21 protein-coding genes are annotated in these 19,934 nt (G+C 74.1%); 6 read left to right on the top strand and 15 right to left on the bottom strand.

What is annotated here, in order from left to right:
* From ACI795_RS19095 to ACI795_RS19065, 7 genes are all read right to left on the bottom strand, one after another.
* On the bottom strand, window positions 1–2,221 hold a 2,221-nt coding region (locus ACI795_RS19095; protein ID WP_457077235.1), incomplete at its 3' end, for a beta-glucosidase.
* Window positions 2,222–2,438: 217 nt separating this feature from the next.
* On the bottom strand, window positions 2,439–3,437 hold the full coding sequence (locus tag ACI795_RS19090) for a LacI family DNA-binding transcriptional regulator (RefSeq protein WP_457077234.1): 999 nt from the start codon (window positions 3,435–3,437) through the stop codon (window positions 2,439–2,441).
* Window positions 3,438–3,560: 123 nt separating this feature from the next.
* A complete protein-coding gene (locus ACI795_RS19085; RefSeq protein WP_457077233.1) occupies window positions 3,561–4,739 on the bottom strand; it encodes an alpha/beta hydrolase family protein in 1,179 nt (392 codons plus the stop codon).
* Between the two features lie 18 nt (window positions 4,740–4,757).
* A complete protein-coding gene (locus ACI795_RS19080; RefSeq protein WP_457077232.1) occupies window positions 4,758–5,726 on the bottom strand; it encodes a fumarylacetoacetate hydrolase family protein in 969 nt (322 codons plus the stop codon).
* 13 nt (window positions 5,727–5,739) lie between these two features.
* The gene (locus ACI795_RS19075) at window positions 5,740–6,681 is read right to left on the bottom strand and encodes a VOC family protein (protein WP_457077231.1); all 942 of its coding nucleotides are present in this window, start codon (window positions 6,679–6,681) and stop codon (window positions 5,740–5,742) included.
* Window positions 6,682–6,700: 19 nt separating this feature from the next.
* Complete coding sequence (locus ACI795_RS19070) at window positions 6,701–7,831, bottom strand: FAD-dependent oxidoreductase (protein WP_457077230.1); 1,131 nt, start codon at window positions 7,829–7,831, stop codon at window positions 6,701–6,703.
* Window positions 7,832–7,844: 13 nt separating this feature from the next.
* Entirely contained in the window at window positions 7,845–8,840 is a 996-nt protein-coding gene (locus ACI795_RS19065) for a cyclase family protein (RefSeq protein WP_457077229.1), read from the bottom strand.
* Between the two features lie 108 nt (window positions 8,841–8,948).
* Between ACI795_RS19065 and ACI795_RS19060 the strand changes: the two genes are divergently transcribed.
* Window positions 8,949–9,905, top strand: a complete 957-nt coding sequence (locus ACI795_RS19060; RefSeq protein ID WP_457077228.1) for a LysR family transcriptional regulator — start codon at window positions 8,949–8,951, stop codon at window positions 9,903–9,905.
* Window positions 9,906–9,990: 85 nt separating this feature from the next.
* On the top strand, window positions 9,991–11,244 hold the full coding sequence (locus tag ACI795_RS19055; RefSeq protein WP_457077227.1) for an MFS transporter: 1,254 nt from the start codon (window positions 9,991–9,993) through the stop codon (window positions 11,242–11,244).
* A gap of 50 nt (window positions 11,245–11,294) precedes the next feature.
* On the opposite strand, the gene ACI795_RS19050 is transcribed toward ACI795_RS19055, so the two are convergent.
* Window positions 11,295–12,935: a RecQ family ATP-dependent DNA helicase gene (locus ACI795_RS19050; RefSeq protein WP_457077226.1), complete on the bottom strand. Its 1,641-nt coding sequence runs from the start codon at window positions 12,933–12,935 to the stop codon at window positions 11,295–11,297.
* A gap of 89 nt (window positions 12,936–13,024) precedes the next feature.
* Between ACI795_RS19050 and ACI795_RS19045 the strand changes: the two genes are divergently transcribed.
* Window positions 13,025–13,477 carry a heavy metal-responsive transcriptional regulator gene (locus ACI795_RS19045; RefSeq protein ID WP_457077225.1) on the top strand — a complete coding sequence of 151 codons (453 nt, stop codon included), beginning with the start codon at window positions 13,025–13,027 and terminating at the stop codon, window positions 13,475–13,477.
* A 172-nt stretch (window positions 13,478–13,649) separates the two neighbouring features.
* Here ACI795_RS19045 and ACI795_RS19040 read toward each other — a convergent pair whose 3' ends face one another.
* From ACI795_RS19040 to ACI795_RS19020, 5 genes are all read right to left on the bottom strand, one after another.
* On the bottom strand, window positions 13,650–14,003 hold the full coding sequence (locus ACI795_RS19040; RefSeq protein WP_457077224.1) for a hypothetical protein: 354 nt from the start codon (window positions 14,001–14,003) through the stop codon (window positions 13,650–13,652).
* Window positions 14,000–14,395: a DUF1622 domain-containing protein gene (locus ACI795_RS19035; protein ID WP_457077223.1), complete on the bottom strand. Its 396-nt coding sequence runs from the start codon at window positions 14,393–14,395 to the stop codon at window positions 14,000–14,002. Before ACI795_RS19035 ends, ACI795_RS19040 begins: the two co-directional genes overlap by 4 nt.
* Window positions 14,396–14,440: 45 nt before the next feature.
* Window positions 14,441–14,899 carry a nuclear transport factor 2 family protein gene (locus tag ACI795_RS19030; protein ID WP_457077222.1) on the bottom strand — a complete coding sequence of 153 codons (459 nt, stop codon included), beginning with the start codon at window positions 14,897–14,899 and terminating at the stop codon, window positions 14,441–14,443.
* A gap of 68 nt (window positions 14,900–14,967) precedes the next feature.
* Window positions 14,968–15,282: a hypothetical protein gene (locus ACI795_RS19025; RefSeq protein ID WP_457077221.1), complete on the bottom strand. Its 315-nt coding sequence runs from the start codon at window positions 15,280–15,282 to the stop codon at window positions 14,968–14,970.
* Complete coding sequence (locus ACI795_RS19020; RefSeq protein WP_457077220.1) at window positions 15,279–16,190, bottom strand: alpha/beta fold hydrolase; 912 nt, start codon at window positions 16,188–16,190, stop codon at window positions 15,279–15,281. The genes ACI795_RS19025 and ACI795_RS19020 overlap by 4 nt, the downstream gene beginning before the upstream one ends.
* Before the next feature lie 150 nt (window positions 16,191–16,340).
* On the opposite strand from ACI795_RS19020, the gene fabG reads away from it, so the two are divergent.
* From fabG to ACI795_RS19005, 3 genes are read left to right on the top strand one after another with little or no spacing between them, the layout of a single operon-like run.
* On the top strand, window positions 16,341–17,045 hold the full coding sequence (gene fabG, locus ACI795_RS19015; RefSeq protein ID WP_457077219.1) for a 3-oxoacyl-ACP reductase FabG: 705 nt from the start codon (window positions 16,341–16,343) through the stop codon (window positions 17,043–17,045).
* 2 nt (window positions 17,046–17,047) lie between these two features.
* On the top strand, window positions 17,048–17,827 hold the full coding sequence (fabI, locus tag ACI795_RS19010; protein WP_457077218.1) for an enoyl-ACP reductase FabI: 780 nt from the start codon (window positions 17,048–17,050) through the stop codon (window positions 17,825–17,827).
* Window positions 17,811–18,998, top strand: a complete 1,188-nt coding sequence (locus tag ACI795_RS19005) for a ferrochelatase (RefSeq protein ID WP_457077217.1) — start codon at window positions 17,811–17,813, stop codon at window positions 18,996–18,998. Before fabI ends, ACI795_RS19005 begins: the two co-directional genes overlap by 17 nt.
* Before the next feature lie 88 nt (window positions 18,999–19,086).
* On the opposite strand, the gene ACI795_RS19000 is transcribed toward ACI795_RS19005, so the two are convergent.
* The gene (locus tag ACI795_RS19000) at window positions 19,087–19,542 is read right to left on the bottom strand and encodes a hypothetical protein (RefSeq protein WP_457077216.1); all 456 of its coding nucleotides are present in this window, start codon (window positions 19,540–19,542) and stop codon (window positions 19,087–19,089) included.
* A 29-nt stretch (window positions 19,543–19,571) separates the two neighbouring features.
* Window positions 19,572–19,769, bottom strand: a complete 198-nt coding sequence (locus ACI795_RS18995) for a hypothetical protein (protein ID WP_457077215.1) — start codon at window positions 19,767–19,769, stop codon at window positions 19,572–19,574.
* Between the last annotated feature and the right edge of the window lie 165 nt (window positions 19,770–19,934).

Raw genomic sequence — 19,934 nt, 5'->3', positions numbered from 1 at the left:
CCCCCCCCCCCCCCCCCCCCCCCCCCCCCCCCCCCCCCCCCCCCCCCCCCCCCCCCCCCCCCCCCCCCCCCCCCCCCCCCTCGGCGGAACCGCCGACGTGCACCTGGAACGTCCCGCGCGGGGTCACCCACGCATCGGCCGACTCGTCCCAGTGCTGCAGCAGCCGCAGCTCCGCGAGGTCTGCGGCGGACAGGGTGATCTCGACGTTGCGGTGCTCACCGGGGCGCAGGGTGACCTGCTCCCAGCCGACCAGCCGCCGTGCGGGCTCACCGGCGGCAGCAGGCAGCGTGACGTACGCCTGGGCCGTCTCGGTCCCGGTCCGGTCACCGGTGTTGGTGAGCCGGAAGCGGATCCGCACCTCCCGCTCGCCGTCGGTGCTGGCCGGCGTGGCCTTCACGTGGCTGTACTCGAACTCGGTGTACGTGAGCCCGTGACCGAAGGCGAACAGCGGGTCGATCCCCTGGGCCTCGTACCAGCGGTAGCCCACCTGCAGGCCCTCGCTGTACTCCACCTGACGGATCTCGGTGCTGCCCTCCGGCCGGGTCGTCGAGCCGTCGGCGAAGGTGCCCGGGTACCGCTCGGGGGAGGTGGCGGTGGGGGTGTCCGCCAGGGAGTGCGGGAAGGTCATCGGCAGCCGCCCCGAGGGGCTGACGTCGCCGAAGAGCAGGCCTGCGGTCGCCGGGCCCATCTGCTCACCGGCGTACCAGGTCTCCAGCACCGCACGGACGTCGTCGAGCCACGGCATCTCCACGGCGCTGCCGGTCTGCAGCACGACGACGGTGTCCGGGTTGGCGGCGGCCACGGCCTCGATCAACGCGTCGCCGTTGCCCTGCAGCCGCAGGTCCGGCAGGTCGCTGAACTCGCCCGACCGCTGGTACCCGAAGACGACCGCGACGTCGGCCTGCGCGGCGGCCTCGGCGGCGGCCGCCAGGTCGCTGCCGTCGGCGAAGGTGACGGTCGCGCCGTCCTCGGCGGCGCGTTCCCGGATCGCCGTCTCCGGTGAGACCAGGTCGTCGCACTCGAGGGTGCCGGCGTCGTTGAACCGCCAGGCCATCGAGCAGACCGAAGCCGCGCTGACCCCGTCGGTGGGGGTGCTGGACGCCGTGGGGCCGATGAGCGCGATGGTGTCGCCCGCCGCCGGCTCCAGCGGAAGGACGCCGTCGTTCTCCAGCAGCACGCTGCCCTCCACGGCCACCTCCCGGGCGAGCTCCTCGTGCGCGGGGGTGGACGGGTCGGCGGCCGGGGTCTCCGGCAGTGGGTGGTCGAACAGCCCACCCTCCAGGTACGTGTGCACCACCCGGAACGCCGCCGCCTCGACGTCGGCCTGGGTGATCTCGCCGGCGGCCAGCGCCTGGTCCAGCCGGGCCGGGGTCAGGAACAGCGGCCGGTTCAGCTCCTGGTCCATCCCGTTGCGGAGGCTGGGCCCGGTGGAGTGCACCGCCCCGAAGTCGCTCACCACGTAGCCGTCGAACCCGAGCTCGTCCTTGAGCACGTCGTCCAGCAGGGGGTTCTCGCAGCCGTACACGCCGTTGACCTGGTTGTAGGAGCACATGACGCTCGCCGGGTCGCTGCGGTTCAGCGCGATCTCGAACGGCAGGTCGTACAGCTCGCGGCGGGTGCGCTCGTCCACGTTGGAGGAGCTGGTCTGCCGGTCGAGCTCCTGCTCGTTGGCGACGTAGTGCTTGAGGTTCGACAGCACCGGCCGTTCGGGGTCGCTGTCCTCCAGCCCGGTCACGGTGGCCGCGGCGAGCAGGCCGGTCAGCAGCGGGTCCTCGCCGAAGTACTCCGCCGTGCGCCCGGACAGCGGGGTGCGTCCGCTGGCGAGCCCGGGCCCGAGGACGACGTTCTTCCCGCTGGCGAAGGCCTCCGCGGCGATGGCCGCGCCACGGGTCGCGGTCAGCTCTTCGTCCCAGGTGCTGGCCACCGCGATCGGGGCGGGGAAGGCCGTCGCCCCGGGGGTGAACCGGACGCCGTCCGGGCCGTCGGTGTAGACCACGGTCGGGGTGCAGGGCACCTGCGCCGGGTAGGTGACGTCGCCGAAGGTGGTCTGCTGCGGCGCGTTGGCCGGCTGCTCCACCAGCCAGCGGTAGAGCTGGTGCTGGCTGCTGGCGTCCAGCAGCGCCCGTGCCCGCTCCGACGGCGTCCGGCTGGTGTCCATCCAGGGGTGGGCAGTGACGTCGGAGCAGTCGGCGGCGGCCGCGCCGGCAGGCGCGACCGCCACGGCCAGTGGTGTGACGAGGCCCGCGAGGGCGATGGGGAGAGCCACGCGGCGAGTGCGGCGGCGGGTGGGTTTCGGCGTCATGGACAGCGTCGTCCTCTCGGGAGTGAACCGGACCGGCCCGGGCGCTTGAAGCGCTTCAATGGGCGTGCGGCAGAACGTAACCGCCATCACAGGAACGGTCAACGGGGGACTGGCGAGCGCGGCGGGAGGCCTCGGCTCAGCGGCCGACGGTGCTCTCCCGCGGGATGAGGAACGGCTCGAGGGTGACCGAGCGCTGCAGGTCGTCGGCCTCACCGCGGAGCTGGGCCACCAGCATCTGGGCGGCCCGCCGCCCCATCTCCTCGCCCGCCTGGTCGAGCGTGGTGATCGGGACGACGCTGCTCCACGCCGCCCGGTTGTTGTCGTAGCCGACCACGGCCAGGTCCTCCGGGACCCGGAGCCGGCCGTCGACCACCAGGGACTGGATGAGGCCGAGGGCGAGCAGGTCCGCGCCGGCGACCACTCCGTCCGGGCGGTCGCCGGGCGGACGGTCGACCAGCTGCGCGCCGATCTGGCGACCGTCCTCGACCCGCACGCCGGAGGTGACCAGCCGCTCCAGGGTCACCCCACCGCCGGCCTCCCGGACGGCGCGCTCGACCCCGGAGAAACGCTGCTGGACCACGGCGAAGTGGTCGGACCCGGCGAAGGCCAGCCGGGTGCGCCCCAGCTCGATCAGGTGCTGGGCGGCGAGGTGACCGCCGCGCACGTTGTCGGTCTGCACCGACCAGACGTCGGGTCCGACCGAGGGGTCGTTGAGCACCACCAGCGGCATCCCGCGCGAGCGCAGTGAGGTGGTCTCGCCGAACGAGTCCTGCTCCGGCGCGAGCAGCACCCCGGCGACCCGTTCCTCCTCGAAGAGGTCCAGGTAGGTGTGCTGCTTGTCGCGGTCCAGGTCGGCGTTGGCCAGCAGCACGTTCAGCCCGGCCAGGGACGCCTCCTGCTCGGCGCCCCGGGCCATGTCCAGGAAGAAGGAGTTGCTCAGGTCGACGACGACGAACCCGAGGGTGGAGCTGGTGCCGGAGGAGAGCGACCGGGCGGCGCCGTTGCGGACGAAGCCCAGCTGCTCGATGGCCGCCTCCACCCGGCGGCGGGTGCCCTCAGCCACCTTGGCCGGGTTGTTGAGGACGTTCGACACCGTGCCCAGCGACACCCCGGCCGACCGGGCCACGTCGAGCATGCTCGGTGACGGTCTGCGCACCTGGCTGCTCTGCTCCTCGGTCGACGCCTGGGCCTGCTCGGACCCGGACGATACCGACCTGCTCGGCAGCCACCGTGCCCGCCGCCCCGGGGCGGGCCGAGGTCAGCGGCCCACCTCCTCGGCGAAGGTGTCGGCGACCCAGTCGGCGATGAAGGTGCTCACGTGCGGCAGGTGGTCGAGGCCGATGTGCTCGGTGGCGCCTTCCTCGGGCGTGAACACCCGCAGCTCACGCTTGGGGGAGTTGACCGCCCGGTCGTGGGAGCGGTGGGCCATGGCCAGGGGGATCTGCCGGTCGTTGGCGCCGTGCGCGATGAGGAACGGCACGGTGATCTGCTCGACCACGCCCTCAAGGTTCACCGCGTCGGCGAGGTCGAGGAAGGCGTCGAGGTGCTCGGCGTCGCCGTCGACGCCCCAGACCCAGAGCACGTGCTCCCAGTAGTGGGGCACCGGGCGCTCGCCCTCGCGCTCCTTGCGACGGCGCTGCACCGCGCCCCAGTCGTGGTTGGCGCCCCACGCCACGCAGAGCGCGAACCGCTTCTCGAACGCGGCGGCGCGCGGGGCGTAGTAGCCGCCCAGCGACCAGCCCACGATGCCGATCCGGGTGGCATCGACGTCGGCGCGGGTCTCCAGCCAGTCGACGGCCGCACCTGCCCAGACCTCGGCGTCGATCCGGGCGGTGAGCCCCTGCAGGCGCAGCGCCTCGCCGGTGCCCGGCTGGTCGAGCATCAGGCAGGAGATGCCGCGCGCGGCCAGCTCCGCCCAGTGGTTCGAGGCGTACATGTGCTCCTTGGTGGAGTCCAGCCCGTTGACCAGCACGACGACCGGCGCCGGCCCGTCGTCGGTGGCGGGGGCGGCACTGAAGTAGGCGGGCAGCGTCGTGCCCTGGTAGGGGATCTCCACCCGGCTGACCCGCGGGCTGTGCAGCTCGAACGCCTTCTGCGCGATCTCCAGCATCCGCCGGTAGGTGGGCACCCGGTTCGGGTCTGAGTGGGAGAGCATCCGTTCGGCCTGCGCCAGGTAGTTGCTGGCGCGGAACCACAGCTGGCCGGCGGTGCGGGTGTGCCCGGCCTTCTCCGCCTCCTCGGCCTGGCCGGCGAGCTGGTCGGTCAGCGCCCGCCAGGCGCGCAGGAAGTCGGGGGTGCCGGCGTCCTCGCCGGCGTTCGCGGCGTCCTTGATCGGCCGGCAGGCGCGGTCGACCTCGTCGATCAGGCCCCCGGAGTTCAGCGTGGCGACGACGCCGAGATTCCAGGTGTAGGGGCCGGTGGGGAAGTACTCGAACACGTCAGTTCCTCTTCCGGGTCAGGCGGTGCGCGCGCGGGCGCGCGACCGGGGGCGTGCGGGGCGGACGGGCGGCAGGTCGACGCCGGGGACCACCCGGTTGCGGAGGGTGCCGATCCCCTCGACGGTCATCTCGACGACGTCGCCCGGCTGCAGCGGGGGAGGGGCGGCCGCGCCGCGGGTGCCCCACAGCTCGGCCAGGCAGCCGCCGTTCCCGCAGGTGCCCGAGCCGAGCACGTCCCCGGCGCGGACCTCGGTGCCGCGGGAGGCGTAGGCGACGAGCTCCTCGAACGGCCAGCCCATGTTGGCCAGCAGGTCCTGGCCGACCTCGACGTCGTTGACCGAGACGCGCATGTCCAGGGCGAGGAAGCCGTCGGCGTCCCGGTACGGCTCCAGCTCGTCGGCGGTGACCAGCCAGGGGCCGAGGGTGGTGGCGGAGTCCTTCCCCTTGGCCGGGCCGAGGTTGACCTTCATCTCCCGCGCCTGCAGGTCGCGGGCGGACCAGTCGTTCAGGACGGTGTAGCCGAACACGTGGTCGCGGGCCTGCTCCGGGGTGAGCGAGGCGCCGTCCCGCCCGACCACGACCGCGACCTCCAGTTCGAAGTCGAACCGCTGCGACCCCGGCGGCAGGGCGACGTCGTCGTGCGCGCCGACCAGCGCGTAGGGGTTGGTGAAGTAGAACGTCGGTGCCTGGTACCACTCGGGCACGACGCCGGCGATCCCGTCGATGGCCTTGCGGACCCCCTCGACGTGCTCCTCGAACGCGACGAAGTCACGCACCGTCGGGGCCTCCAGCGGCGGCAGCAGCCGGAGGTGGGCCAGCGGGACGGCGGGCCCGGCCAGCGCGGCGGCGCCTGCCTCCAGCGCCGCCGGCAGTCCGGCCCGGACCAGGTCGAGCACGGTGGTCCCGGCAGGCAGCGGATGGACGCCGGCGCCGGAGACGACACCGGCCGAGACCGCCCCGTTCAGCTGGTAGGTGGCGAACCGCATCAGACCGGCCGCATCAGACCGGCGGGGCCACGAACAGGCCCTCGTCCGGGTCGTTGAACGAGCGCTGGGCGACGAACTCGTTCATCGCGTTCGCGGTGCCCCACTGGTCGCTGACCTCGGGGTCGGAGAAGTCGTAGAGGTGCGGGTGCCAGGTGTCCTCGTCCAGCACCTCGAGCTCGGTCGTGTACTCGACGGTGTTGCCGTGCGGGTCGAGGAAGTAGCTGAAGGTGTTGTTGCCTGCCCGGTGCCGGCCTGGGCCCCAGATCTTCTCCACGCCCTGGCGGAGCAGCCTCCCGGTTCCGCGCATGTACTCGTCGATGCCGCGCATCTCGAACGAGGCGTGGTGCAGCGAGGGGTGCGGGCCGCGGGCGACCGCCATGCTGTGGTGCCAGGCGTTCGTGCGCAGGAACCACATCATGCTGCCCATCCGCGGGTGCATCAGGGTGTCCGAGAGCGAGAACGAGAGGTGCTTGTCGTAGAAGGCCACCGTGCCCTCCGGATCGGCGGAGTTGACCACCACGTGCGAGAGCCGGACCGGGATCGACTCGCCGGCCTCGATGGCCCGGTGCTGGCGCACCGCGACGTCGGAGCTGACCTCGATGGTGCGGCCCTCGTTGTCGAAGAACCGGAAGCCGTAGCCACCGCCGGGGGTCTGCAGGGCGTCCGGTTCGCCGATCAGCTGCACCCCGTCGGCGGCGAGCTGCGCGGCGAGGGTGTCGACGTCGGCGGCGTTCGCGGCGCCGAAGGAGATGAGGTCGATCCGCTTGTCGGCGGACCGCCGCAGCCGGACGACGTACTGCTCCGGGGAGCCCTCGGCGGCCAGGAAGGCCAGGCCGGAGTCGGTGTGCTCGGTGCGCAGTCCCCAGGTGCCGGCGTAGAAGTCGAGCTGCCTGTCGAAGTCGGGCACGGCCAGGTCGACGTGCCGCAGGTGGGTGATCAGGCGCTGCTGGGTCATGGTGGTCCTCTGTCCGTTCTCAGGCGGGCTGGCTGGTGAGCTGGGCGACCGAGCGCATGAGGCCGGGCACGTCGCCCTGCACGTGGTCGAGCTGCCACTGGGCGAGGCGGTTCGACGCGTCGACGACGGTCTTCGCGCGCTCGAAGCGCCGGGCGTGGAAGGCGTCCCACAGGTCCTGGTCGAGCGTGGTCCGGGACGTGAGCAGCTCGGCCAGGACGACGGCGTCCTCCAGGGCCATCGCGCCGCCCTGGGCGATGGTGGGCGGGCAGGTGTGCGCGGCGTCGCCGATCAGCACCACCCGGCCGCGGTTCCACGGCTCGTCCAGGACGTGGGTCTCGAACCAGGTGTGGTTGACCCGCGAGGCGTCGGTCAGCGTCTCGCGGATCTCGTCCCACGGCCCGTGGTAGGCCTCCGACAGCCGGCGCATGGTGGCCAGCTGCTCGTCGGGGGTGAGGCCGCTGCGGTCCTGGGCGGGCTCGACGATGTAGGCGTACAGCGAGTCCTCGCCGGTGGGGCAGTACCCGGCGATGAACGACGGCCCGCCGTAGTAGAGGTCGGTGCGGGTGACGCTGGCCGGCCGCGGGCCGAAGGCCCGCCAGATGCCCATCCCGATCGACCGGGTCTCCAGGTGGACGCCGAGTGCGCGGCGGGTCCAGGAACGGATGCCGTCGGCGCCGACGACCACGTCGTACCGGCTGGTCGACCCGTCGGAGAAGGTGACGTCCACCCCGTCGGCGTCCTGGGCGAGGTCGGTGAACGTGGTGCCGTACCGCAGCTTCACGCCGACCTCGGTGGCCCGGTCGCAGAGGATGCGGGCGAGCTCCGGCCGGGGCATGCCCATGGCGGCGGGCAGGTCGGGCCCGCCGGTCCGCGCGTCCGGGATCTCCGCGATCACGGAGCCCTTCGGGTCGGGGGCGCGGATGCCGGTGACGTCGAAGGCGTAGCCGGCCTCCTGCACCTGCGGCCAGACGCCGAGGGCGCGCAGCTCGCGCAGCGCGTTCCCCTGGAGGGTGATGCCCGAGCCGAGCGCGGCGGCCTCCGGCTTGATCTCGACGAGGTCGACGGCGACGCCGCGGGAGGCGAGGTGCACGGCGGTGGCGGTCCCGGCCAGGCCGCTGCCGACGACCAGGACGTTGTTCACTGCGGGCACGGGGACTCCTTCGTCACTTGACCGCGATCGGGTTGACCGGGGCGCCGACGGCGCCGGTCACGGGCAGGGGCGCGGCGGTGAGGAAGAAGTCCCAGACGCCGTCGGCGGCGCAGTCGGCGGCCAGCGCGTCCAGGTCCCACATCTCGCCGAGAAAGAGCCCGATGTTGGGGATGCAGACCTGGTGCAGCGGCTGGAAGGCGACGTCGAACTCGTTGGGCCGCACCTCGAAGCCCCAGGTGTCGGTGGCGATGCCGGCGATCTCGGTGCCGTGCAGCCAGTCGGCGGTGGTGAACGACAGCCCGGGGGAGTCGCCCCCGGCGTAGTCACCCCAGCCCTCCCGGCGGGCGCGGGCCAGCCGGCCGGTGCGCACCAGGAGCAGGTCGCCGCGGCCCACCCGGGCGCTCGCGCCCTGGACGGCGATCGTGGCCTCGAGGTGCTCGGTGGTGATCGCGAAGCCGTCGGGCAGCTCCCCGTCGGAGCCCAGCGCCCGGCCGACGTCCAGCAGCACGCCGCGGCCCGCGATCTGGGCGGCGGCGGTCTCGATGCCGGTCACCCGGTCGCCCTCGCTGGTCACCACGTCGCCGGCGCGGCGGCCGTTCCAGGCGTTGCCGTGGTCGAAGATGTGCCCCAGGCCGTCCCACTGCGTGGAGGCCTGCAGCGGCATGGCGATCACGTCGTCGGCGCCGCCGATCCCGTGCGGGAAGCCCTGGACGCCCCGTTCGGCGTCGGTGCCGGTGTCCAGCATGGTGTGCACCGGGTTGGTGCGGCGGCGCCAGCCCTTCTGTGGGCCGTTCATGTCGAAGGCCTGGGCGAGGGAGAAGCTCACCCCGCGGCGGACCAGCCGGGCGCCCTCGACGCGCTTGGCCTCGTCGAGGAAGTTCAGCGTGCCGAGCACGTCGTCGGCGCCCCAGCGGCCCCAGTTGGAGCAGCGCTTCGCGGCGGCGGTGATGGCGGACTCGGGATCGGTGCGGTCGAGCTGGACCGGCTGCGGCGCTGCAGGTCGGGACACGTCGGGTTTCCTCCTCGGGAGTGGCGTGGACCACGGTCGGTCACCCGAGGGGATCGAGGAAGACTGATCTCCTGATGTGCGGCATCAGCGATGTGGATACTGCCGCGCATGAACCTGGCCCGGCTGGACCTGAACCTGCTGGTCTCCCTCGACGCCCTGCTGCAGCAGCGCAGCGTGACCCGGGCCGCGGCGCAGATGGGGTTGTCCCAGCCGGCCCTGTCGGCGTCGCTGGCCCGGCTGCGCAGGCACTTCGGGGACGAGTTGCTCACCCGCACCGGGAACGAGTACCGGCTCACCCCGCTGGCGGTGCAGCTGCGCGAGCTCACCCGGCTGGCGCTGGCCGGCGCCGAGCGGGTGTTCACCGCGCAGCCGGAGTTCGACCCGTCGTCCTCGACCCGGGAGTTCACCGTGCTGGTGAGCGACTACGTCGTCGTCGTCCTCGGCGACACCCTCGCCGCCCTGCTGGCCGAGGAGGCCCCGCACACCCGGCTGCGGCTCACCCCGCACTCGCCGGCGATGGTCGAGCGGGCGGAGCAGACCCTGCTGGGCGCCGACGTGATGCTGCTCCCGCACGGTTTCGTCACCGACCTGTCCCACCGGGACCTGTACCGGGACGAGTGGGTGTGCGTGGTCTCCGCGGACAACCCGGTCGTCGACACCGGGCTGACCGTCGACCACCTGCGCACGCTGCCCTGGGTGCTCACCTACCACGGGCAGACCGCCTCCACCCCGGCCGCCCGGCAGATGCGGATGCTCGGCATCGAGCCCCGGGTCCAGGTGGTCACCGAGGACTTCATCACGGTGCCCACGCTCGTGGCGGGCAGCGAGCGCCTCGCGCTGCTGCAGCGCCGGTTGGTCGACCTGCTCCCGCTGGGGGCGGGGATCCGGGCGCTGCCCTGCCCGGTCGAGCTCACCCCGCTCGTGGAGGCGATGTGGTGGCACCCGGCGCTGGACGACGACCCGGAGCACCGCTACCTGCGGGACGTGGTCGCCCGGGCCGCCCGGCAGGCCGTCGACGGCCCCGGCGTCATCGACGTGGGTGATCCCGCCCCCCAGGAGAAGTGATTTCCGCTCCGGCGGCGCCGTCCCGACACTCCTCGGTCAGTGACGCCGGTCACCGACGACCGGTGCATGACCCCAGGAGACGCCCGTGTCCGAGTCCGTCCTCCGCCGTGGGCGGCCGTCCGAGCCGCCCCGTGCCGGCGAGGTCGCCGTCGACCCCGCCACCGGCCGCCCCGCCGGGCCGGCCCAGGTGGCCGTCCTGCTGCTGTCCAGCTGCCTGGCCGTGCTGGGCTCGGTGCTCCTGGCGCCGGTCCTGCCGGCCATCGAGAACGCCTTCGCCGGCACGGCGGGCGTGGCGGCGCTGACCCCGATCGTGCTCACCGCCCCGGCGCTGGTGATCGGGCTGACCGCGACCATCGCCGGCCGGCTCGTCGACCGAGCGGGCCGCAAGCGGCTGCTGGTCGGTGCCCTGGTGCTCTACGCGCTGTTCGGGACGGCGCCGTTGTGGCTGGACTCGCTGCAGCTGATCGTGGCCAGCCGGGTGCTCGTCGGTCTGACGGAGGCCGCCATCATGACCTGCTGCACCACGCTGCTGGCCGACTACTTCTCCGGCTCGCAGCGGGAGCGCTACTTCGGCTACCAGGTCGTGTGCACCACGGTCGCGGCGACGGTCTTCTTCGGGCTGGGTGGCGCGCTGGGGGAGAGCAGCTGGCGTGCGCCGTTCTGGCTGTACGCGGTGAGCCTGCCGCTCGCCGTCCTCGCCGCCCGGTACATCTGGCAGCCGACGGCCGGCCCGGCCGCGCGCACCGGGCAGCTCCCGGCCCTGCCGTGGCGGCAGCTGGCCGCGCCGGTCGGCGTCACGCTCTTCGGTGGCCTGGTCTTCTACGTGCTGATCGTGGAGCTGTCGTTCACCCTCGACGAGCTCGGTGTGGAGTCGACCGGCACGATCGGCGCGGTCAGCGCCATCGGTTCGCTGGGCACCGCGGTCGGCGCCTTCACGTTCGGCCGGATCGCCCGGCTCGGGCCGGTCGTGACCATCCCGGTGGCCTTCCTGCTCTCCGGTCTGGGACTGGTCGGGCTGGCGCTGGCCGCGTCGGTGCCGGGGGTGGCCGTCTTCGCCGTCGTCACCGGGCTGGGCAACGGGCTGCTGCTGCCGGCCCTGCTCAGCTGGGCGCTCGGTTCGCTGGGGTTCGAGCAGCGAGGTCGGGCCACCGGGGTGTGGACCGCGGCGCTGTTCCTCGGCCAGTTCGTCTGCCCCCTGGTGGTGCTCGGGCTCAGCGCCGCGATCGGCGGGCTCGGATCGGCGCTGACGGTCATCGGTGCGCTCTCCGTCGTCGCCGCGGTGGGGGTCCGGCTCGCCCGTCCCACGGCGGTCGCGGACCGTCCGGCCGCCGCCCACTGACCGACCGGCGGGGTGGCCCCGCGCGGGTGCGCGCGGGGCCACCTGCCGGCTCAGTCCGCGGTGAGCAGGTGGTTGGACTCGACGGCGGCCGCGGCCAGGGTCTTGTAGCCCTCCTGGTCGAACAGCACCGTCAGCCGGTCCGGCTCGACCGACATGACGACGCCGTGCCCCCACTCCGGGTGCCGGACGGCGCTGTTCACCGGGAACGGGGCGTCGCCGATGGCGTGCTCCTGCGCGGTGCCCGCCTCGCAGGTGTCGCAGTTGCCGCACGGGTGCGGGAGCTGCTCACCGAAGTAGCCGAGCAGGAACTGCCGCCGGCAGCCGGTCGTCTCGGCGTAGCCGCGCACCATCTCGATCCGGGAGCGGATCAGGCGCTGGTGGGTCTCGGACACCTCGACGGCCTCCTGCACCGCCTCGTGCGGCCCGACGTCGGGGTCCAGGTACTCCAGCCGGCCGTCCTCGGTGGTGCCGACCGCCCCGGCCTGCTCGAGCAGGTTCACCGCCCGGGTCCGCTTGGCGGCGGGGGCGTCGACGTCGGAGGCCAGCTCCGCGGTGCGCACCGGCTCGTCGTGCTCCTCAAGGGACTCGGCCACCTCCGCCAGCACCTCCTCCGGAGCCCGGCTGGCGGTGAGGAAGGTCTGCAGGTGCAGGTCCTCGGGGCGGTGGAACAGGTACACCTCCGCCGGCTCACCGTCCCGCCCGGCCCGGCCGATCTGCTGGTAGTAGGAGTCCAGCGACTCCGGGGCCGAGGCGTGCACGACGAAGCGCACGTCGGGCTTGTCGATGCCCATGCCGAACGCCGAGGTGGCCACCACGACGTCCACCTCGCCGCCGAGGAACTGCTCGTGCACCCGGGTGCGGTCGGCCGCCTTCATGCCGGCGTGGTACGCGGCGACCCGGTGCCCCAGCTGGGCGAGCTCGTCGGCGTAGTACTCGGCGTCCTTGCGGCTGGCGACGTAGACCAGCCCGCCGCGGGTGGCCGGGTCGGACATCAGCCCGCTCACCCGCACCACGACCGCGGACCGCTTGCGCTGGTCGTCGCTCTCCCGTTCCACGGCCAGGCGCAGGTTGGGCCGGTCGAAGCCGGCGACGACCTCCACGGCGTCACGCAGGCCCAGTCGCGCCAGGATGTCCTGCCGCACCGGCAGCGCCGCGGTCGCGGTGAGGGCCAGGACCGGCGGGTGCCCGAGCCGTTCGATGGCCGTCCCGAGGCGGAGGTAGTCGGGGCGGAAGTCGTGGCCCCAGGCGGAGACGCAGTGGGCCTCGTCGACGACGAAGAAGCTGATGCCGAGCCCGGCGAGCTCGTCGAGCACGTCGTCCTTGGCCAGCTGTTCGGGGGAGAGGAAGAGGTACTCGGCCTCGCCCTCCCGGACGGCGTCCCAGGCGTGCCGGGTGTCCCCGGCCCGCTGCGCGGAGTTGACCGCCACCGCCTCGGGGGCGCGGGACTCCTCGATGCCCCCCATCTGGTCGCGTTGCAGGGCGAGCAGCGGCGAGACGACCAGCGTCGGGCCGTCCAGCAGCAGCGCGGGCACCTGGTAGATGGCGGACTTCCCCGCGCCGGTGGGCAGCACGGCGAGGACGTCGCGGCCGGCCATCACCTGCTCCATGGCCTCGAGCTGTTCGGGGTGCAGCTCCGGCCAGCCGAAGCTGTCGGCGGCGACCTGCTGGAGGGCTTCGCGGGTGTCCGGCACCGATGGCCGGTACCCACCGCACGGACCGTCGCAATCGCCCGGTCGGCCGGCTTGACCTTGGAGCCGACTCCCAGGTCTACGGTCCGGCCATGACGACGACCGAGACCGGCAGCGGAGCCCGCGGGCTGCGCGTCGCCGAGCTCGCGGAGGCCGCGGGGGTCTCCGGTGACACCGTCCGCTACTACGAGCGGGTGGGGCTGCTGCGCCCGCCCGCCCGGACCGCGGCGGGCTACCGGAGCTACCCGCACGACGAGCTGGACCGGCTCCGGTTCGTCCAGGGCGCCCAGCGCCTGGGTCTGCGGCTGGCCGACATCCGCGAGCTGCTGGCCGTCCGGGACACCGGCTCCTGCGCGTGCGAGCCGGCGGAGCAGTTGCTGCGCCGCCGCCTGGCCGAGCTCGACGCGGAGCTCGACCGGCTCACCCGGCTGCACGCGGAGATGGTCGCCATGGCCGAGGCGCTGCCGGCCGACCACTGCCCGCCGCCGAGCCCCGGCACGTGGTGCCCGAGTCAGGAGGGGGGTGACCCGACGTGCTGCGACTGAACTGCGACTGCGACTGCGCCGACCAGACCTGCTCCTGCGACTGCTGAGCCGCGCGAAGCCTGGCTGCCACCGGACCCGGGCCGGTGACAGCGCGGGTGGCCTGCACCCCGGGGACGCCCGGAGCGCAGGCGCCCGCACCGGGGTTGCAGCTCACACGTCGGTGCGCGGACGGTCAGGGGCGCCAGTGCGGGCGGACCGACCGGTGCACCAGGCCGTCCGGCGACGGCCGACGCGGGCGCCGGCCGCCTCGCGGCATCCAGGACCGCGGCGTCCAGGACCGTGCTCCGATCCGCAGCCCGGCACCGGCGAGGTGCCGCAGCGCGATGATCGCGGCGGCGGTGGCGGTGCTCTGCCAGTCCGGGTCCCCGGCCAGCCGCAGCAGGCCGGCGGCCAGCAGCAGGTCCAGCAGCACCCCCAGCGCCAGCGCCGGACGGCGGCCCGCGGCCAAGGTGAGTGCACCGGCGACCAGGGCCAGCGCGGAGAGCAGCTGCGGCCCCAGCCCGGTCACCGCGTCCCCCGCCGTCACGTGGCGCGCTCCCGCCCCTCGCCGTCGGTGGAGCCGTCCGGCTCCCCGTTCTGCTCGGCGACCTGGCGTCGCTCCTCCGCGATCTCCCGGCCGAGGAACCAGTCCAGCGCGGTCCGGATCGCCGCGACGGCGGCCAGCTTCCCGAGCTCCTCGAAGCTCGGCGCGACCGCGGTCCGCAGCACGTCGCTGGCCAGCTGGAACTCCAGGCCGAGGGCCAGGAAGCGACCCAGGGTCAGCCGGACGGGCACGAACGCGTGCTCGTTCCGGTGGCGCAGCGCCACCCAGAGGAACCGGACGAAGGTCCACAGGGCGCCGACGATGATGACGATGGCGCCACCAGGCTCCACGATCACGACCAGCAGGTCGACGGCGTCCTGGAGCAGCTCGTCCACGCCGCCGCCACTTCCCGGGTGACCGGCGCGCACTCCGTCAGGCGGTCAGCGCAACGGGATCTCCACACCCCGCTCCGCGTCGGTGCGCGGGCCGGTCCAGCGGCGGTCGTCGGCGCTGATCGCCACGTCGTTGATGCTGGCCTCCCGCCGGCGCATCAGGCCGTGCGCGTCGAACTCCCAGTTCTCGTTGCCGTGGCTGCGCCACCACTGCCCGGAGGCGTCGTGCCACTCGTACTGGAAGCGGACGGCGATCCGGTCGTCGGTGAACGCCCACAGCGACTTGCGGAGCACGTAGTCGAGCTCGCGCGCCCACTTCGCGGTGAGGAAGTCGACGATCTCCGCGCGGCCGGTGAGGAAGGTGTCCCGGTTCCGCCACTCCGAGCCCTCGGTGTAGGCCAGCGAGACCCGCTCCGGGTCCCGGGAGTTCCACGCGTCCTCGGCGGCCTGCACCTTCTGCAGCGCGGTCTCCTGGGTGAACGGCGGCAGCGGTGGGCGGTCGGTCACGGAGGCTCCAGCTGGTCGGGGGGGGGGTGGCAGACGGCTCACCTCATCGTGGCCGACGGCCGACGGGCTCACCAGCGGTCGGCGCCTCCCGCGGCGGACAGCGCGTGGTCGACCGGTGGTGACCGGCGCACCCGCACCCGGCGCCCGGCCAGCTCGGCGACCGCCAGGTGGTCCAGCAGCAGCTCCAGCCCGGACGGCGACAGGGCGGTGACCGAGCCGGCGTCGATGGCGTCCACCCGCACCGGTTCCCGCCCGTACCGGTCGACGAAGGCGGCCACCGCCGCGACGTCGACCTGCCCGGCCAGGCACAGCAGCCGCCCACCGGAGGTGTTCAGCAGGCGCACCACGCCCCGGACGCCGGCGGCGCCCGCGGGCGCGCTCACGCGCTGGCCCGGGGCCGGTCGGCGTCCCCGGCGCGCCGCACCATGGTCAGCACCGTGTCGACGACGACGTCGGGATGGGTCAGCGGCAGCATGTGTGCCCCGTCGGGCACGTCGACCAGCTCTGCCCGGGGGATGCGCTCGACCAGCCGTTCCGCGTCCGCGCCGGAGACCTCGCGGTCGTGCGCACCGTGCACCACCGTCACCGGCACGGAGACCGCCGGGGCCGGCTGCTGCCCGTCCTGGCTCACGCTGGCGAACGCGGTCCGCACCAGGGCCCGCCGGCGGGTGCGCAGGAAGTCCGCCCGCACCCTGGCCACCAGGTGCTCGGGCGCACCGGGGGCGAAGGCGTACCAGCGGGTCAGGCGGTCGGTGAGCCGGGGCCACCGGCGCAGCCGATGGGCCAGGCCGAGGGCCACCACGACGACGGCGAGCCAGAACCCCCGCACCACCCTGGCCACCGGGGTTGACCGCCCGCGGACCGGGAGTCCCGGGACGGTGACGGCGGAGGCGCCCGACCCGGCGAAGACGATGCCGGAGAGCTCCTCGTCGCCGGAGGCGGCGACGTGCTCCAGCAGGACGGCGCCGCCGAGGCTGTGCACGAGAACGGTGGCCCGCTCGCCGTCGGTCCGGACCCGGGCGAGGACCGCGGCCAGGTCGGCGGCGTGCGTCGCCAGCCGGTAGGAGCCGTCCCGGGCAGGGTCGCTCTCGCCGTGCCCCCGCAGGTCGTACGCGACCACCCGGCAGGAGGCCGCCAGCCGCTCGGGCACCTCGCCCCAGGAGCTGGTCGACATCCCCATGCCGTGGACCAGCAGCACCAGGGGCGCGCCCGCGGGCCCCCAGGTGGTGACCGACAGCCGGGTGCCGTCGGCGGAGACGACGTCGCGGGGGCGGGTCTCCGGAACGGTCATCCGCCCTCCGTGCCCGTCGGTGTGGGCGGCCAACCCTCACCGCCGGACCCTGGTCCCTCCGGCGGACGCCCCGGCGTGCCGGCCACGGTCCACCGACTAGGTTGGGCCCGACGCAAGGCAGTGCAGGCAGCGATCGGCGAGGTGGGCACAGTGGGCAGGTCGGTGCTGGTGACCGGCGGCAACCGGGGGATCGGGCTGGCCATCGCCCGCTCCTTCGCCGAGCAGGGCGACTCGGTGGCGATCACCCACCGCGGCAGCGGCGCGCCCGAGGGGCTGTTCGGTGTGGAGTGCGACGTCACCGACGCCGCCGCCGTCGACCGCGCGTTCACCGAGGTCGAGGAGCGGCAGGGCCCGGTCGAGGTGCTGGTCAGCAACGCCGGCATCACCCGCGACGGGCTCCTGCTGCGCATGGGCGAGGAGCAGTTCACCGACGTCGTCGACGCGAACCTCACCGCCGCCTACCGGGTGGCCAAGCGGGCCGCGCCCAAGATGGTGCGGGCGCGCACCGGCCGGATGGTCTTCATCAGCTCGGTCTCGGGCCTGTCCGGTTCCGCCGGCCAGGTGAACTACGCGGCGAGCAAGTCCGGGCTGGTCGGGCTCGCCCGCTCGATCGCCCGCGAGCTGGGCAGCCGGAGCATCACCGCGAACGTGGTGGCACCGGGCTTCGTCGCGACGGACATGACCGCACAGCTGTCCGAGCAGCGGACGCAGGAGGTGCTGACGCAGGTGCCGCTGGGCCGGTACGCGCAGCCCGAGGAGGTCGCCGGCGTCGTGCGGTTCCTGGCGAGTGAGCAGGCGGGTTACATCACCGGGGCGGTCGTCCCGGTGGACGGCGGACTGGGGATGGGGCACTGAACATGGGGATCCTTGAGGGCAAGAAGATCCTGATCGCCGGCGTGCTGACGGAGGCGTCCATCGCCTTCTCCGCCGCGCGGATCGCGCAGGAGCAGGGCGCGACCGTCGTCCTGTCCAACTTCGGCCGGGCGTTCTCGCTGTGCCAGCGGATCGCCAAGCGGCTGCCCCAGGAGGCGCCGGTCGTCGAGCTGGACGTGACCGACACCGAGCACCTGTCGACGCTCGCCGACCGGCTGCGGGAGCACCTGGGCGGTGACGACGCGCGTCTGGACGGCGTCGTGCACTCGATCGGCTTCGCGCCGCAGGAGGCGATGGGGGAGGGGTTCCCCGAGGTCGGCTGGGAGCACGCCGCCACCGCCTTCCAGGTCTCCGCCTGGTCGCTGGCCTCGCTGACCCAGGCCTGCCGGCCGCTGTTCGGCGAGACCGCGTCCGTCGTGGGCCTGACCTTCGACGCGACGGTCGCCTGGCCGGTCTACGGCTGGATGGGTGCGGCCAAGGCCGCACTGGAGTCGACCTCCCGGTACCTGGCGCGTGAGCTCGGGCCCGAGGGCGTGCGGGTGAACCTGGTCGCCGCCGGCCCGCTGCGCACCATGGCGATGAAGTCGATCCCGGGCAGCAACCAGTTCGAGGAGGCGTGGGAGCAGCGCGCCCCGCTGGGCTGGTCGGTCACCGACACCGACCCCGCCGGCAAGGCGGTCGCCGCGCTGCTGTCGGACTGGTTCCCGGCCACCACCGGCGAGATCGTGCACGTGGACGGCGGGTTCCATGCCGTCGGCGTCTGACCTCTCCCGCCCGGCGCACCCGATGCCGGAGGGGGCGTCGATCACCCCGGCCGGGCAGCAGCCGAACGAGGAGCCCTCCCTCGCCGTGCGCAACAACGGCGGGGTGGCCCCGTCGGCGACGCCTGCGCCGGCCGGCCGCCGCGAGGCGGTGCTGGTGCTCGGCTTCGGCGGCCCGGAGGGGCACGAGGACGTGATGCCGTTCCTGGAGAACGTGACCCGCGGTCGCGGCATCCCGCGGGAGCGGCTGGAGGCCGTTGCCGAGCACTACCACCACTTCGGCGGCGTCAGCCCGATCAACGACCAGAACGAGGCGCTGATCGCGGCTCTCGAGGCCGAGTTCGAGTCGGCCGGCATCGACCTGCCGGTGTACTGGGGCAACCGCAACTGGGCGCCCTACGTCGAGGACACCTGGCGGCAGATGGCCGAGGACGGCATCCAGCACGCCTACGTGCTGGCGACCTCGGCCTACGCCTCGTTCTCCGGCTGCCGGCAGTACCACGAGGACGTCGCCCGGGCCCGGGTCGCGCTGGAGTCCGACCCGTCCGCACCGGCGGGCCCCACCGCGGAGAAGCTGCCGCACTACTTCGACACCCCGGGCTTCGTGCAGGCCAACGCCGACGCGCTGACCGCCGCGCTGGCGCAGCTGCCGGCCGACCTGCGCGACGGCGCCCGGCTGGTGGCCACCGCGCACAGCATCCCGAACGCGATGGCCGACGTCGCCGGCCCGCTGGGGCACGCCTACGAGGCCGAGCTGCAGCAGGCGGCCCAGCTCGTCGTCGACGCTGCTGCGCCGGGTCGCGGCTTCGACCTGGTGTGGCAGAGCCGCAGCGGCCCGCCGTCGGTGCCCTGGCTGGAGCCCGACGTCAACGACCACCTGCGGGCCCTGGCGGAGAACGGTGAGCGGGCCGTCGTCGTCTTCCCGGTGGGCTTCATCAGCGACCACCTCGAGGTCATCTGGGACCTGGACAACGAGGCGAAGGAGACCGCCGAGGAGCTGGGCCTCGCCTTCGCCCGCGCGGCGACGGCGGGCACTCACCAGGCGTTCGTCCGGTCGTTGCGGGAGCTGCTCGAGGAGCGCCGCGCCGGTGGCGAGCCCCGGCTGGGCACCAACTGCCCGGCGTTCTGCTGCTTCGTGCAGCGCCCCGCCCGCCCGGCGGCCACCGCGAGCTGAGCCCCGCTCCCGTCGATCATCGGCGAACGGCCGGCGCGATCGGTGTGTCGAGCAGCCCTTCGCCGATGATCGACAGGGGCTGATCAGCTCAGGGAGCAGTGGGGAGCGGGTCGGTCGATCCGGCGTCGAGGGCGTTCCGGACATGGTCGACCGCGGCCCGCATCATGCGGCCGTAGGCGTCGTCGGCCAGCACGTCGAGGAGCGATGCGGCTTCGGCCAGCTGACGCCTGGCCTCGGCCGCCGCACCGAGACGGCGGTGACAGTCGGCCAGGTTCAGGTGCAGCGACGGCAGGAACCCGCGCACCGCCAGGCCGGACGCGTGCTCCTCCGTGCGCTCGTCGGTGAGCTCCCCGGCCGCGGTCAGCGCTCGTTCGTCCCAGGTCAGCTCCTCGCGGACGTCGTCCTGCAGATCGGCGAGGTGGTGTGCGATGGCCACCCGGTGCAGCGCGTCGCCGCGGGAGCCGACCTGCGCCCACAGCGCCGTCAGCCGGGTCCGGGCCTCCGCTCGGTGGCCGGCGTGCCCCCGGCCCACCGCCTCGGTCACCGCGGCCATCGTCGGGTCCGCCGCGGGCATCACGCCGCCCGTCCGGTCGGCGCCGGGTCGAGCGTCGGCATCGCCAGCGTGGTGAACGTGCCGTCGTCGGCGGACCGCACCACCGCCGGGGCGTCCGGCCGGGTCAGCTCGAGCACGACGTCGGGGCCGACCGAGGCCCGCACCGCCGGGACCAGCGTGCTCCGCTGGAAGGCCACCGACATCGCGGCGCCGCGCACCGATGCCGGTACCGACCGGGTGGTGGTGCCCTCCTCCGCGGCGGTGAGCCCACCGATCTCCAGGCCGCGGGGGGGGGGGGGGGGGGGGGGGGGGGGGGGGGGGGGGGGGGGGGGGGGGGGGGGGGGGGGGGGGGGGGGGGGGGGGCGCGGGGGGGGGGGGGCTCG

This window comes from Modestobacter sp. SYSU DS0290 (genome assembly GCF_054050955.1).
Note: the sequence above shows the minus strand (reverse complement) of the source record. Positions and strands in the feature narration are given on the sequence as shown.